Annotated in this window: 14 protein-coding genes and 1 pseudogene; 13 read left to right on the top strand and 2 right to left on the bottom strand. The window is 67.4% G+C overall.

The genetic code is table 11. The features are described from left to right. Window positions 1-11 precede the first annotated feature (11 nt). From pncA to AC1Q7H_RS17370, 13 genes and pseudogenes are all read left to right on the top strand, one after another. Window positions 12-656: a bifunctional nicotinamidase/pyrazinamidase gene (gene pncA / locus AC1Q7H_RS17430; RefSeq protein ID WP_013956536.1), complete on the top strand. Its 645-nt coding sequence runs from the start codon at window positions 12-14 to the stop codon at window positions 654-656. Between the two features lie 47 nt (window positions 657-703). Next, window positions 704-1882 carry an acetyl-CoA C-acyltransferase gene (locus AC1Q7H_RS17425; protein WP_013956537.1) on the top strand — a complete coding sequence of 393 codons (1179 nt, stop codon included), beginning with the start codon at window positions 704-706 and terminating at the stop codon, window positions 1880-1882. A 300-nt stretch (window positions 1883-2182) separates the two neighbouring features. Beyond that, window positions 2183-4045 (top strand): acyl-CoA dehydrogenase, encoded by a 1863-nt coding sequence (locus AC1Q7H_RS17420; protein WP_013956538.1) that lies wholly within the window; start codon window positions 2183-2185, stop codon window positions 4043-4045. Between the two features lie 46 nt (window positions 4046-4091). Continuing rightward, window positions 4092-4874, top strand: coding sequence for an SDR family oxidoreductase (locus AC1Q7H_RS17415; protein WP_013956539.1), 783 nt, complete (start codon window positions 4092-4094; stop codon window positions 4872-4874). A gap of 127 nt (window positions 4875-5001) precedes the next feature. Then, window positions 5002-5439, top strand: coding sequence for a PaaI family thioesterase (locus AC1Q7H_RS17410; RefSeq protein ID WP_013956540.1), 438 nt, complete (start codon window positions 5002-5004; stop codon window positions 5437-5439). Between the two features lie 93 nt (window positions 5440-5532). Beyond that, entirely contained in the window at window positions 5533-6543 is a 1011-nt protein-coding gene (locus AC1Q7H_RS17405) for an NADP-dependent oxidoreductase (protein ID WP_013956541.1), read from the top strand. Between the two features lie 77 nt (window positions 6544-6620). After that, the gene (locus AC1Q7H_RS17400; protein WP_153954826.1) at window positions 6621-7469 is read left to right on the top strand and encodes a class II aldolase/adducin family protein; all 849 of its coding nucleotides are present in this window, start codon (window positions 6621-6623) and stop codon (window positions 7467-7469) included. Between the two features lie 40 nt (window positions 7470-7509). Next, complete coding sequence (locus tag AC1Q7H_RS17395) at window positions 7510-8445, top strand: glutathione S-transferase family protein (protein ID WP_013956543.1); 936 nt, start codon at window positions 7510-7512, stop codon at window positions 8443-8445. A gap of 60 nt (window positions 8446-8505) precedes the next feature. Continuing rightward, window positions 8506-9408 (top strand): SDR family oxidoreductase, encoded by a 903-nt coding sequence (locus tag AC1Q7H_RS17390; protein ID WP_013956544.1) that lies wholly within the window; start codon window positions 8506-8508, stop codon window positions 9406-9408. Between the two features lie 34 nt (window positions 9409-9442). After that, window positions 9443-10393 (top strand): alpha/beta fold hydrolase, encoded by a 951-nt coding sequence (locus AC1Q7H_RS17385; protein ID WP_013956545.1) that lies wholly within the window; start codon window positions 9443-9445, stop codon window positions 10391-10393. Window positions 10394-10624: 231 nt separating this feature from the next. Continuing rightward, a complete protein-coding gene (locus AC1Q7H_RS17380) occupies window positions 10625-10858 on the top strand; it encodes a GntR family transcriptional regulator (RefSeq protein WP_492381498.1) in 234 nt (77 codons plus the stop codon). Continuing rightward, a pseudogene (locus AC1Q7H_RS17375) lies at window positions 10843-10989 on the top strand (ABC transporter substrate-binding protein); the annotation flags it as partial. The gene AC1Q7H_RS17380 and the pseudogene AC1Q7H_RS17375, both read left to right, overlap by 16 nt. Beyond that, window positions 10976-11611, top strand: a complete 636-nt coding sequence (locus AC1Q7H_RS17370) for a 3-isopropylmalate dehydratase small subunit (protein ID WP_492381497.1) — start codon at window positions 10976-10978, stop codon at window positions 11609-11611. The pseudogene AC1Q7H_RS17375 and the gene AC1Q7H_RS17370, both read left to right, overlap by 14 nt. Before the next feature lie 41 nt (window positions 11612-11652). On the opposite strand, the gene AC1Q7H_RS17365 is transcribed toward AC1Q7H_RS17370, so the two are convergent. Together AC1Q7H_RS17365 and gbd are read right to left on the bottom strand one after the other, a co-directional pair. Continuing rightward, window positions 11653-12174 carry an O-acetyl-ADP-ribose deacetylase gene (locus AC1Q7H_RS17365; RefSeq protein ID WP_013956548.1) on the bottom strand — a complete coding sequence of 174 codons (522 nt, stop codon included), beginning with the start codon at window positions 12172-12174 and terminating at the stop codon, window positions 11653-11655. 77 nt (window positions 12175-12251) lie between these two features. Beyond that, the gene (gene gbd, locus AC1Q7H_RS17360) at window positions 12252-13400 is read right to left on the bottom strand and encodes a 4-hydroxybutyrate dehydrogenase (protein WP_013956549.1); all 1149 of its coding nucleotides are present in this window, start codon (window positions 13398-13400) and stop codon (window positions 12252-12254) included. Window positions 13401-13482 lie beyond the last annotated feature (82 nt).

Genomic DNA, 13482 nt, shown 5'->3' with positions numbered 1-13482 from the left:
CTGGAGCTGAGATGAACACCACTATCGGACCGGACGATTGCCTGCTGGTGATCGACGTGCAGAACGACTTCATGCCGGGCGGCGCGCTTGCCGTGCCCCACGGCGATGAGGTGGTGCCCGTCATCAACCGGCTGGCGCGTGCGTTCGGTCATGTGGTGCTGACACAGGACTGGCATCCCGTCAGCCACGTCTCGTTCGCGGCCAACCATGCGGGCACGCAGCCGTTCCAGACGCTGACGCTGCCGTATGGCGAGCAGGTGCTGTGGCCGGTGCATTGCGTGCAGGACACGCCCGGCGCTGCGCTGCATGCGGGCCTGCACGTGCCGCATGCGCGGCTGGTGATCCGCAAGGGCCATCACGCCGATGTGGACAGCTACTCCGCCTTCCTGGAGGCGGACCGCGCCACGCGCACCGGGCTAGCCGGCTACCTGCGCGAGCATGGCGTCAAGCGCGTGTTCTGCGCCGGGCTGGCGACGGACTACTGCGTGGCCTGGAGCGCGCTCGATGCGCGCGCCGCGGGCTTTGCCGCCGCGGTGATCGAGGATGCCTGCCGCGCCATCGACCTGGAAGGGTCGCTGGCCAGGGCATGGCAGGACCTCGGCGCCGCCGGCGTTGCGCGCGTCACGTCCGCTGAACTGCTCAAGGGCCAGGGCTGAACCGAACCACCGAACTGAACGACACAAGAGATTCCGAGGAGCAAGACATGAACGAAGCAGTCATCGTATCCACCGCGCGGACCCCCCTGGCCAAGAGCTGGAAGGGCGCCTTCAACATGACCCACGGCGCCACGCTGGGCGGCCATGCCGTCCAGCACGCCATTGCCCGCGCCAAGATCGAGGCCGCCGAAGTGGAAGACGTGCTGATGGGCTGCGCCAATCCGGAAGGTGCCACCGGCGCCAACATCGCGCGCCAGATCGCACTGCGCGCCGGCTGCCCGGTCACCGTGCCCGGCGCCACCGTCAACCGCTTCTGCTCGTCCGGCCTGCAGACCATTGCCATGGCCGCCCAGCGCGTGATCGCCGATGAGGGCGACATCTTCGTCGCCGGCGGCGTGGAGAGCATCTCGTGCGTGCAGCAGGAGATGAACCGCCATATGGTCCAGGAAAGCTGGCTGCTGAAGAACAAGCCGGAAATCTACTGGAACATGCTGCAGACCGCCGAGAACGTGGCCAAGCGCTACAACATCTCGAAGGAGCGCCAGGATGAGTACGGCGTGCGCAGCCAGCAACGCGCCGCCGCCGGGCAGGAAGCCGACAAGTTCAAGGACGAGATCGTGCCGATGACGGTGCTGGCGGGCGTGGCCGACAAATCGACCGGCCAGCTGGTGACGAAGGAAGTCACCATCTCCGCCGACGAAGGCATCCGCGCCGATACCACGCTGGAAGGCGTGGCCAAGATCCGCAGCGCCGTGCCGGGCGGCGTGATCACCGCCGGCAATGCCTCGCAGTTCTCGGACGGCGCTTCGGCTGCCGTGGTAATGAACGCACGCGTGGCCGAGGCCCGCGGCCTGCAGCCGCTGGGCGTGTTCCGCGGCTTTGCCGTGGCTGGCTGCGAGCCGGACGAGATGGGCATCGGCCCGGTCTTTGCCGTGCCCAAGCTGCTGAAGAAGGCTGGCCTGAAGGTCGACGACATCGGCTTGTGGGAGCTGAACGAAGCCTTCGCCGTGCAGGTGCTGTATTGCGCCGATACGCTGGGCATCCCGATGGACCGCCTGAACGTCAACGGCGGCGCCATCGCCGTGGGCCACCCCTACGGTGTGTCGGGCGCGCGCCTGGTCGGCCATGCGCTGATCGAAGGCAAGCGCCGCGGTGTGAAGTACGTGGTGGTGACCATGTGCATCGGCGGTGGGCAGGGCGCGGCTGGATTGTTCGAAGTGCTCTGAAGCAGGGCACGGTCATGGCGCTGGTCCCATGCTTTGCATGGGACCAGGCAGGGCGCGTATGCGCCTTTTTTTGACCACAGCTTTACACCCGACGCCGGTTTGCTCCCCTCTTCCATTTATGGGAGAGGGGCGGGGGAGAGGGCGGGAGTCTCCACGGAGTGAAGCGTTCCGGCGCTTGCCATACGCCGGCCCTCTCCCCCAGCCCCTCTCCCGCAGGCGGGAGAGGGGAGCAAACCGGCGGTTGGTTAGAAGGCAACAAGAATTCACGGCGCGCCACGCAGTGCGCCGCATGGAGACACCATGTCGATGATCCTTTCCCGCCGCGACCTGAACTTCGTGCTGTACGAATGGCTCAAGGTCGACGAGCTCACGCGCATCCCGCGCTATGCCGATCACTCGCGCGAGACCTTCGACGCCGCGCTGGACACCTGCGAAAAGATCGCCACCGACCTGTTCGCGCCGCACAACAAGAAGAACGACCAGCAAGAGCCGCATTTCGACGGCGAGACCGTCAGCATCATCCCCGAGGTCAGCACCGCGCTGAAAGCCTTCTGCGAGGCCGGGCTGATGGCCGCCGGCCAGGACTATGAACTGGGCGGCATGCAGCTGCCAGTGGTGGTCGAGAAGGCCGGCTTCGCCTACTTCAAGGGTGCCAACGTCGGCACCAGCTCGTACCCCTTCCTGACCATCGGCAACGCCAACCTGCTGCTGACGCACGGCACGCCCGCGCAGGTCGAGACCTTCGTCAAGCCGGAGATGGAAGGGCGCTTCTTCGGCACCATGTGCCTGTCCGAGCCGCAGGCGGGCTCTTCGCTGTCGGACATCACCACGCGCGCCGAGTACGAGGGCGAATCGCCGCTGGGCGCGCAGTACCGGCTGCGCGGCAATAAGATGTGGATCTCGGCCGGCGAGCACGAGCTGTCGGACAATATCGTCCACCTGGTGCTGGCCAAGATCCCCGGCCCGGACGGCAAGCTGATCCCGGGCGTGAAGGGCATCTCGCTCTTCATCGTGCCCAAGTACCTGGTCAACGAAGACGGCTCGCTGGGCGAGCACAACGACGTGGTGCTGGCCGGCCTGAACCACAAGATGGGCTACCGCGGCACCACCAACTGCCTGCTCAACTTCGGCGAAGGCATGAAGTACCAGCCGGGCGGCAAGGCCGGCGCGATCGGCTACCTGGTGGGCGAGCCGCACAAGGGCCTGGCCTGCATGTTCCACATGATGAACGAGGCACGCATCGGCGTGGGCCTGGGCGCGGTGATGCTGGGCTATACCGGCTACCTGCACGCGCTGGACTACGCGCGCAACCGCCCGCAAGGCCGCGCGGTCGGCCCCGGCGGCAAGGATGCGGCCAGCCCGCAGGTGAAGCTGGTCGAGCACGCCGATATCCGCCGCATGCTGCTGGCGCAGAAGAGCTATGTCGAAGGCGGCCTGGCGCTGAACCTGTATTGCGCGCGCCTGGTCGACGAGGAAGAGGCCGCGGCGGCCGCCGGCGACGAGGCCGCGCATGCGCGCCTGGCGCTGCTGCTCGACATCCTGACCCCGATCGCCAAGAGCTGGCCGTCGCAATGGTGCCTGGAGGCCAACAACCTGGCGATCCAGGTGCATGGCGGCTATGGCTACACACGCGAGTACAACGTCGAGCAGTTTTACCGCGACAACCGCCTGAACCCGATCCACGAAGGCACGCACGGCATCCAGGGCCTGGACCTGCTGGGCCGCAAGGTGGTGATGAAGGATGGCGCGGCCTTCAAGCTGCTGGGAGAGCGCGTGCAGGACACCATCGGCGGCGCGCTGGCCGCCGGCGATGCCGAGCTGTCGCAGCAGGCAGGCGCCCTCGGCGCCGCCACCAGACGCCTGGCCGAGGTCACGCAGGCGTTGTGGAGCGCGGGCGACCACAACGTGACGCTGGCCAATGCCTCGGTCTACCTGGAGGCCTTCGGGCACGTGGTGGTGGCGTGGATCTGGCTGGAGCAGGCACTGCTGGCGCAAGCCGCGCTGCCGCGCGCGAACGGCAAGGAAGACGAGGACTTCTACCGCGGGAAGCTGGCCGCGGCGGCTTACTTCTTCCGCTGGGAGCTGCCCAAGGTCGGCCCGCAACTGGCGCTGCTTGAATCGCTCGACCGCACCACGCTCGACATGCAGGACGCGTGGTTCTGAGCGGCGCTCGCCCATCCCCGAACACTACAGAACGAAGGAAGACAATATGCGTACCATCCAGCAACTATTTGACCTGAAGGGCAAGACCGCGCTGATCACCGGCGGCTCGCGCGGGCTTGGCCTGCAGATTGCCGAGGCGCTCGGCGAGCAGGGCGCGCGCGTGGTGCTGTCGGCACGCAAGGCCGATGAGCTGCAGGCGGCGCAGGCGCACCTGAAGTCGCTCGGCATCGAGGCCGACTGGATCGCCGCCGACGGCTCGCAGGAGTCGGAGATCGCGCGCCTGGCGGACGAAGCCATCGCTAAACTGGGCCACGTCGACATCCTGGTCAACAACGCCGGCGCCACCTGGGGCGCACCCGCCGAAGACCACCCGGTCGAGGCCTGGGACAAGGTAATGAACCTGAACATCCGCGGCCTGTTCCTGCTGAGCCAGCGCATCGGCAAGCTGTCGATGATCCCGCGCCGCTATGGCCGCATCATCAACGTGGCGTCGATCGCGGGCCTGGCCGGCAACCCGCCGGGCAGCATGGAGACCATTGCCTACAACACCTCCAAGGGTGCGGTGGTCAATTTCACGCGCACGCTGGCGGCCGAGTGGGGCGAGCACAACATCACCGTCAACGCGCTGGCGCCGGGCTTCTTCCCGTCAAAGATGACCAAGGGCTCGCTCGAGCGCATGGGCGTAGAGGCGATGTGCGCCGGCGTGCCGCTGCACCGCTTGGGCGACGACGAGGACCTGAAGGGCGCGGCTCTGCTGTTTGCCAGCGACGCCGGCAAGCACATCACCGGCCAGATCTTGGCGGTGGACGGCGGCGTCAGCGCGGTCTGAGCCGGGCCAGGGGCATTCCGGACATGACGCACGGCGCGGCTTGGCGGAATCCCGGATTGCCCTCAAACTTGGGGCCGGCGCGAGGCCTCGGCCTCGCCGGCACCTAATTCTCGGACTCGCAATTGCCATGAACCAGTTCAAAGGCCCCCTGACCCACATTCCCTTCCTCGCCGACCTCGGCGTGACCTGCAACCTTGCCGAAGGCGGCCGCAGCGAGATCGCGCTGCCGATCGAGAAGCGCCACCAGAACAGCTGGGACATGGCCCACGGCGGCGTGATCATGACGCTGCTCGACGTGGCCATGGCGGTGGCCGGCCGCAGCAGCGACGCGGATGGCCGGGGCGTGGTCACCATCGAGATGAAGACCAGCTTCATGACGCCGGGGCGCGGCGCGCTGACCGCGCGCGGCACCACCGTGCACCGCACCACCACCATGGTGTTCTGCGAAGGCGAGATCGTCGATGCCGACGGCAAGACCGTGGCGCGCGGCTCGGGCACCTTCAAGTACATCCGGCGCATGCCGCCGCAGCGCCCGGGTGAAACCGATACCGGTGCCGACGGCTGAGCGCCGGCACCGATGCAGCAGACGGGGCAGCGCGGCTGTCCCTCCCGACGCAGTATTCAAGCCGTTCCATATTCCTACTGAAAGGAATCGATCATGTCCAAAACGTTCAAGCGCATCGTCCTGGCCTCGCGTCCCGAAGGCGCGGTGACGCCGGCCAATTTCCGCCTGGAAGAAGTGCCCGTGCCGCAGATCGCCGACGGCCAGGTGCTGGTGCGCAACCATTACCTGTCGCTGGACCCGTACATGCGCGGCCGCATGAACGACAGCAAGTCCTATGCCGCGCCGCAGCCGCTCGATGAGGTCATGATCGGCGGCACCGTGGGCGAAGTGGTGGAAAGCAAGAACAGCAAGTTCAAGCCGGGCGACAAGGTGGTCGGCATGTTCGGATGGCAGGAGATGGGCGTCAGCGACGGCACCGGCCTGCAGCCAGTCGACACCACGCATATCCCGCTGTCGGCCTACCTAGGCTCGGTCGGCATGCCGGGCGTGACCGCCTGGTACGGCCTGAACAAGATCATCCTGCCCAAGCCGGGCAAGACCATCGCGGTCAGCGCGGCTTCCGGCGCGGTGGGCAGCGTGGTCGGGCAGCTGGCCAAGCTGGCCGGCTGCCGCGCGGTCGGCTTTGCCGGCGGCAAGGACAAGTGCGACTACGTGGTCAATGAGCTGGGCTTCGATGCCTGCATCGACTACAAGGCGGCCAAGGATCCCAAGGAGCTCTACACGATGCTCAAGGAAGCCACCCCGGACGGCATCGACGGCTATTTCGAGAATGTCGGCGGCGATATCCTGGACGCCGTGCTGACGCGCATGAACGCCTTCGGCCGCATCGCCATGTGCGGCATGATCGCGGGCTATGACGGCCAGCCGCTGCCGCTGAAGAACCCGCAGCTGATCCTAGTGTCGCGCCTGACCATCGAAGGCTTTATCGTCTCCGAGCACATGGAAGTCTGGCCGCAGGCGCTGAAGGAACTGGGCACCGCTGTCGCACAGGGCAAGCTCAAGTTCCGCGAAAGCATCGCCGAAGGCCTGGCCAGCGCGCCGGAAGCCTTTATCGGCCTGCTCAAGGGCAAGAATTTCGGCAAGCAGCTGGTCAAGCTGGTCTGATCGGCGCATGCAGGGCCGCGGCGCGCCTGCCGGGCGCGCCGCGGGCAACGGATTTCACCAAGAAAACGGAGACACCGATGAATGCCCCGCAAGCCCCGCAAATCCAGAGCGACGACGAGATCGGCGCCGGCCTGCCCGAAGAGGTCAAGGCCCGCTACCGCAACCTGCCGCGCCCGCCGCAGTTCGCCACCGCCGCCGAAGAGCGCCTGCACCGCAAGCAGCGCCTGGCCGCGGCCTTCCGGCTGTTTTCCAGGTTCGGTTTCGATGAAGGCGTGGCCGGCCATATCACCGCGCGCGACCCGGAGTTTCCCGATACCTTCTGGGTCAATCCCTTCGGCGTGCATTTCAGCCAGGTCAAGGTCTCCAACCTGATCCGCTGTGACCACCACGGCGACGTGGTCGAGGGTGACTACCCGGTCAATGCCGCGGCCTTTGCCATCCATTCGCGCGTGCACCAGACCCGCTCCGACGCGGTCGCGGCCGCGCATTCGCACAGCACCTATGGCCGCGCGTGGTCCACGCTGGGCCGCCCGCTCGATCCGCTGACGCAGGACGTGTGCGCGTTCTACCAGGACCATGCGGTCTATGACGATTTCGGCGGCGTGGTGGTGGAACTCGACGAGGGCCAGCGCATCGCCAATGCGCTGGGCCAGAACAAGGCCGCGATCCTGCAGAACCATGGCCTGCTGACGGTCGGCAAGACCGTGGACGAAGCCGCCTGGTGGTTCATCACCATGGAGCGCTCCTGCCACGTCCAGTTGCTGGCCGAAGCCGCCGCGGCGCGCACCCAGGCGCCGCTGAAGCTGATCTCCGATGCGGCCGCGCGCCAGGCCTATTCGATCGTCGGCACGGCGCAGGCGGGCTGGTTCCAGTTCCAGCCGCTCTATGCCCGCATCGTCAAGGAACAGCCGGACCTGCTGGACTGAATTCGCACGGCACCCGCTGGCAAACATGGAGGTGGACCGCATGGCTGACATCATTCTTCACCAGTACGCAACTTCGCCATTCTCCGAGAAGGTCCGCCTGCTGCTGGGCGCCAAGGGACTGGCGTGGCAGGCCGTGGAAATCCCCGCCATCCTGCCCAAGCCTGACCTGCTGGCGCTGACCGGCGGCTACCGCCGCACGCCGGTGATGCAGGTCGGTGCCGATATCTACTGCGATACCGCGCTGATCTGCGAGGTGCTGGACGCGCTGGCGCCCACGCCGGCGCTGTATCCGCCGGCCCAGGCCGCGGCGGCGCGGGTCGCGGCAGCCTGGTTCGATGCGGCGCTGTTCACGGCGTCGGTGACCTATGTGTTCCAGCCAGCCGGCGTTGCCAGCATGCTGGGCCACCTGTCGCCGGCGCAGGTCCAGGCCTTTAGCGCCGACCGCAAGGCCATGCGCGGCGACACCAATGCGCTGCGCATGCCGTTGGCCGAAGCCACCGCGCTGCTGCATGAAACGTTCGGTCAACTGGAAACGCAGTTCGCGGCCGGGATCGAGCATGTGGCCGGGCCGGCGCTGTCGGTTGCCGATTTCTCGCTGTACCACAACCTATGGTTTATCCGCCGCGCCGGCGCGCTGGCGCAGCTGCTGGAGGCTTACCCGCGCCTGCAGGCCTGGTATGCGCGCATGAACACCTTCGGCCATGGGCGGCCGCGCGTGATCGACAGCGAGGACGCGATCGGCGCCGCGCGCAGTGCCGATCCGGTCGTGCTGGATGAGGGTGTCATCGCCGATGCCGGCCTGCAGGCCGGCGACCCCGTCACCGTCACGCCCACCGACTATGCGCGCGACCCGGTGGCCGGCGTGCTGCTGTCGCTGACCGCGCGCCGCGTCACGCTGCGCCGCCAGGACCCGCGCGCCGGTGCGCTCAATGTGCATTTCCCGCGGCAGGGCTACCAGGTGCAGCGCGCCGCCTGAGCGCGCGCACGGCACACGGCCCACCGTTCCCCAAACGAATCACGCAACAGGACAGACGATATGAAGGATTTCTCCAACAAGGTGGCTGTCATTACCGGCGGTGCCTCGGGTTTCGGCAAGGAGTTTGCCCACATTGCCGCCGACATCGGCATGAAGCTGGTGCTGGCGGATGTGCAGGAAGACGCGCTGGACGCGACCGTAGCGGAATTCAAGGCACGCAATGTGCCGGTGATCGGGCTGCGCACGGACGTCTCGCGTGCCGACCAGGTGCAGGCGCTGGCCGATGCTGCCATCGAGGCCTTCGGCCAGGTCAACCTGCTGTTCAATAACGCCGGCGTGGGCGCGGGCGGCCTGATCTGGGAGAACTCCGAGAAGGACTGGGAGTGGGTGCTGGGCGTCAACCTGTACGGTGTGGTGCACGGCGTGCGCATCTTCACGCCGCTGATGCTGGCCGCGGCAGGGAAGGATCCGGCCTACCAGGGCCATATCGTCAACACGGCGTCGATGGCGGGCTTGCTGAACCCGCCGGCAATGGGCGTGTACAACGTGTCCAAGCACGCGGTGGTGGCTTTGACTGAAACCCTATACCAGGACCTGGGCCTGGTGACGGAGCAGGTGCGCTGCTCGGTGCTGTGCCCGTACTTCGTGCCGACCGGCATCAACCAGTCCCAGCGCAACCGGCCTGCCGACCTGGCCAACCAGGCGCCGCCGACGCGCTCGCAGCTGGTGTCGCAGGCCTTGTCGGACAAGGCCGTCGGCTCCGGCAAGGTGACCGCCGCCGAGGTCGCGCAGCTGACCTTCGATGCCATCCGCGACGAAAGCTTCTATATTTATTCCCACCCCCAGGCGCTCGCCCCCGTGCGCCAACGCTTCGAGGATATCGTCGGGCAGCGCAATCCCGGCGATCCGTTTGCCGACAAGCCCGAGGTCCGCGCGGGCCTCGTTGCCGCGTTGCGCGGCTGACGCCAGCACAACGCCACAACGAGGAGGACCGCATATGGAGAACAACATGGCTGCCCCCGCCGCCGTGATCCGCCACCTGCAGTACGCCACGCTGCCCAACGGCACCCGCCTGCACTACGCCAGCGCGGGCGAGCGCGGCAAGCCGCTGATGCTGTTCGTGCACGGCTTTCCTGAATTCTGGTTCGAATGGGAGGCCCAGCTGGCCGAGTTCGGGCGCACGCATTTTGCCGTGGCGCCGGACCTGCGCGGCTACAACCTGTCGAGCAAGCCCGCCGAGGTCGAGGCCTACCGGCCGCGCCATATCGTCGAAGACCTGGTGCAGCTGGTCAGCGCGCTGGGCTATGACCAGGCCGTGGTGGTGGCGCACGACTGGGGCGGGGCGATCTGCTGGAACCTGGCGATCCAGTTCCCGCGGCTGGTGCGCCAGCTCATCATCGTCAACTCGCCGCATCCGTACCTGTTTGCGCGCGCACTGGCCACCGATCCCGAGCAGCAGGCCGCTTCCGCGTACATGAACTGGCTGCGCAAGCCGGGCGCGGAAAAGGCACTGGCCGCCAACGACTTCGCGCTGCTGGACCGGATGCTGGCCGATGCCGACGGCAAGCCGGCGGCCTGGTACACGCCCGAGACGCGCGCCAGGTACCACGCGGCATGGTCCCAGCCGGGCGAAGGCCAGGACGCCGGCGTCCATCCGCTCACCGGCGGCGTCAATTTCTACCGCGCCTCGCCCATGCACCCGCCGGGCGAGGGCGAGCCGCCGCCCGACATCTCGCGCCTGGATTCGGCCGCCTTTGTGGTCAGGGTGCCCACGCTGGTGATCTGGGGCGAGCGCGACCGCGCGCTGCCGAAATCACTGGTGGACGGGCTGGGTGACTTCGTGCCGGACCTGCGCGTGGAACGCATCCCCGAGGGCACCCACTGGGTGATCCACGAGCAGCCGGAGCGGGTCAACCTGCTGATCCGCAGCGCGCTGCCTGTGTCCTGATCCGGGCAAGACCAGCCCCCGGGGGCTGGTCTTGCCTTCTTCCTCTTCCATTGCCATCGCGGCGCCGCCCCCCATCTCCTCTTCCACCCGGCGAACCAGTCATGCTCCAGCGAGTTTGCCGAAATTGGTTCGTACTGGTCCCTTAGTGATATCTAATTGATGCCAATGGTATTAATTGGCCGAAGGGAAGGCAGCGGCCGCGCCAGACTTGGAAGATAACGACTGCCATTCATGGGAAACCAGAGCTCACCGATGCTGCGTTATCACCGCATTTACCTCGTATTGCGCCAGAAAATCCTCAACGGGGTCTATGACGTGAGCGGCCTGCCGCCCGAATTCGGGCTGATGGAGCAGGACCGGGTGGCGCGCGTGACCGTGCGGCGGGCGCTGGCCGAGCTGCACAAGGAAGGGCTGATTTACCGGCGGCCGGGGCAGGGGACCTTCGTCACGCCGCCGGCGGCATGAAGTCGCTGGGCGGCGCCAGGCTGGAAGCGGTGCTGGGCGATGCCGAGTCGCAGCCGAAGTCGAGAAGATGAACGAGGCTGGCGCCAGCGCCGTGGTCGGCGCCTATGCCAGCGCGATATGCCTCGACACCGACGCCATTATCCCGTCGCGGGAAATGAAGCGTGTCTCCAAGCACGGGCTGGCCGAGGGCCTGTTCTCGGCTGGCGCTACCTGGCGGGAACGGACCGCAGCCTCGCTCCCTTGTTCGTGCTGAACCAGCCGGCGTACACCGGGGCGTCGATCCTGCTGGCCGGAAGCGATTTCGGCTGCGGCTCCTCGCGCGAGCATGCGGTGTGGACGCTGAAGGAGTTCGGCATCCGCGCCATCGTCGCGCCTGGCTTCGGTGCCATCTTCCACAACAACTGCGTGCGCAACGGCCTGTTGCCGGTGGTGCTGCCGATGGCAACGGTGCAGGCGTTCGCCGACGACTGCGCCGGAGCGCCGGCCACGCATCACGGCACCGCGATCTTCAACAACGTGGAAGCCAGCTTCAAGTACCAGGTGACGCCGGCATTGCTGATGAGCGTGTGGCCGCGGACTATGCCAGGGGCTGCGGCATCAACGACGCTCCAGGCGCACCGAATGGCGATCTACCAGAAGGCATCGGGGATCGATTGCACCGGCCAGCGCGCGGTGGCCGCGATCAACGGCGTGTGTCCGTCGGCCGATGACAGCCAGGCGGTGTTGCCCGTGGGCCTGCGCCACAAGTTCTGACGCAGGCGGTGCGGATCGCGGGGCACGCCCCGCGATCCGTCTCAGGACAACCGCTCGCGGTACAGGCGGTAGTTCTCGTCGTCGAAGCAGACGAAGGTGACCTGCTCGATCTCCGGCGCCCCGGCCAGAGCCTCGCGCACCGCGGCGATGGCGATGTCCGCCGCGCGCTCGCGCGGGAAGGCGTAGATGCCGGTGCTGATATTGGGAAAGGCCAGCCTGCGCAGGTGGTGCTGCGCCGCCAGCCGGATGCTGTTGCGGTAGGCGTTGGCGAGCAGTTCGTCCTCGCCCTGGTCGCCGCCTTGCCAGACCGGCCCGACCGCGTGGATCACGTATGGCGCCGGCAGGTGGCCGCCGGTGGTGATCACCGCCTCGCCGGTGGGGCAGCCGCCCTGCGCGTCGCGGATCGCGCGGCAGGCCTCCTTGATGGCGGAGCCGCCGGCCCCGTGGATGGCCCCGTCTACGCCACCGCCGCCCAACAGGCCGCTATTGGCCGCGTTGACGATGGCATCGACCTCCATCCGGGTGATATCGCCATGGACTACCTGCAAATGCTCGCCGCTCATGTTGTCTCCTGCGCTGTGGAGGGGAGGGCCGCCGGACAGCCGCTTGGTCGGTCTGACCGGCGGGAAGCTGCTGTGTGCTACATGGACTGCTCAAGCATACGCCGATAATCCGCGGCGCTGGCGTCTTTCGGGTTGGTCTTGTGGCAGTGATCGACCAGCGCACCGGCAATCACCTTGTCGAACATGTCCTCGGTGACGCCCATCTGGCGCAGCCCGGTGGGCAACCCCAGGCGCGCGGTCATGTCGTGCACGGCCTGCGCGATATCGGCGCCGTCGGGCAGGTGCATGGCGCGGCGCAGGCGTGCGTAGCGGTCGTCGCGCACCACCGTGGGCGCGTCGGCATTGAAGCGCAGCACCGCGGGCATCACTACCGCATTGAGGGTGCCGTGGTGCAGGCCGGTGCGGCCGTCGATCTTCAGCCCGCCCAGCGGGTGCGACAGCGAATGCACGCAGCCCAGCCCCTTCTGAAAGGCCATTGCGCCCTGCATCGATGCGCTCATCATGTTCAGGCGCGCGTCGCGGTCCTGGCCGTCGCGGGTGGCGCGCTCGATATGGCCCCAGCCGCGCTCCAGGCCATCCAGCGCAATGCCGTCCGCGGGCGGGTTGAAGGCGGGGGCCAGGAAGGTCTCGATGCAGTGCGCGATTGCATCCATGCCGGTGGCCGCGGTCAGCCCGGCGGGCAGCCCCAGCGTCAGTTCGGGGTCGCAGACTGCGGACTTGGGCAGCAGGTGCCAGGAATGGAAGCCCAGCTTGCGGCCGTCGTCCAGGATGATGATGGCGCCGCGTGCTACCTCGCTGCCGGTGCCCGAGGTGGTGGGCACCGCGATCAGCGGCGCCGCCTTGTCGGTGATCTTGGCGCTGCCGCCTTCGATGGTGGCATAGGTGGTCAGCTCGCCCTCATGCGTGGCCAGGATGGCGATACCCTTGGCCAGGTCGATCGACGAGCCGCCGCCCACCGCCACCAGCCCGTCGCAGCCGGCCTCGCGGTACTGCGCGGCGGCCTTGCGCACCATGGCCTCGGTCGGGTTCGATGGGGTTTCATCGAACACTGCAACCTGCAGGCCCTGCATCGCATCAACGGCACGCTGCGCCACGCCGGCGGCGACCACGCCCTTGTCGGTCACCAGCAGCGGGCGGCGGATGCCGATGCGCTCGCATTCGGACTTGAGCAGGCTTACGGCGCCGAAATCCAGGTGGATGTGGGTCAGATAGTAGATAAACGCCATGTTTGCTTGTCTCCTGCCGGGATCTGCCGCGAAATTGTCTTTTGCACGGGCCTGGACCGGATACTCGCCAGGCACGCTGTCT

It is taken from the genome of Cupriavidus sp. GW823-FHT06D04, from assembly GCF_058795055.1.
This window is presented reverse-complemented; position numbering and strand designations above follow the sequence as displayed.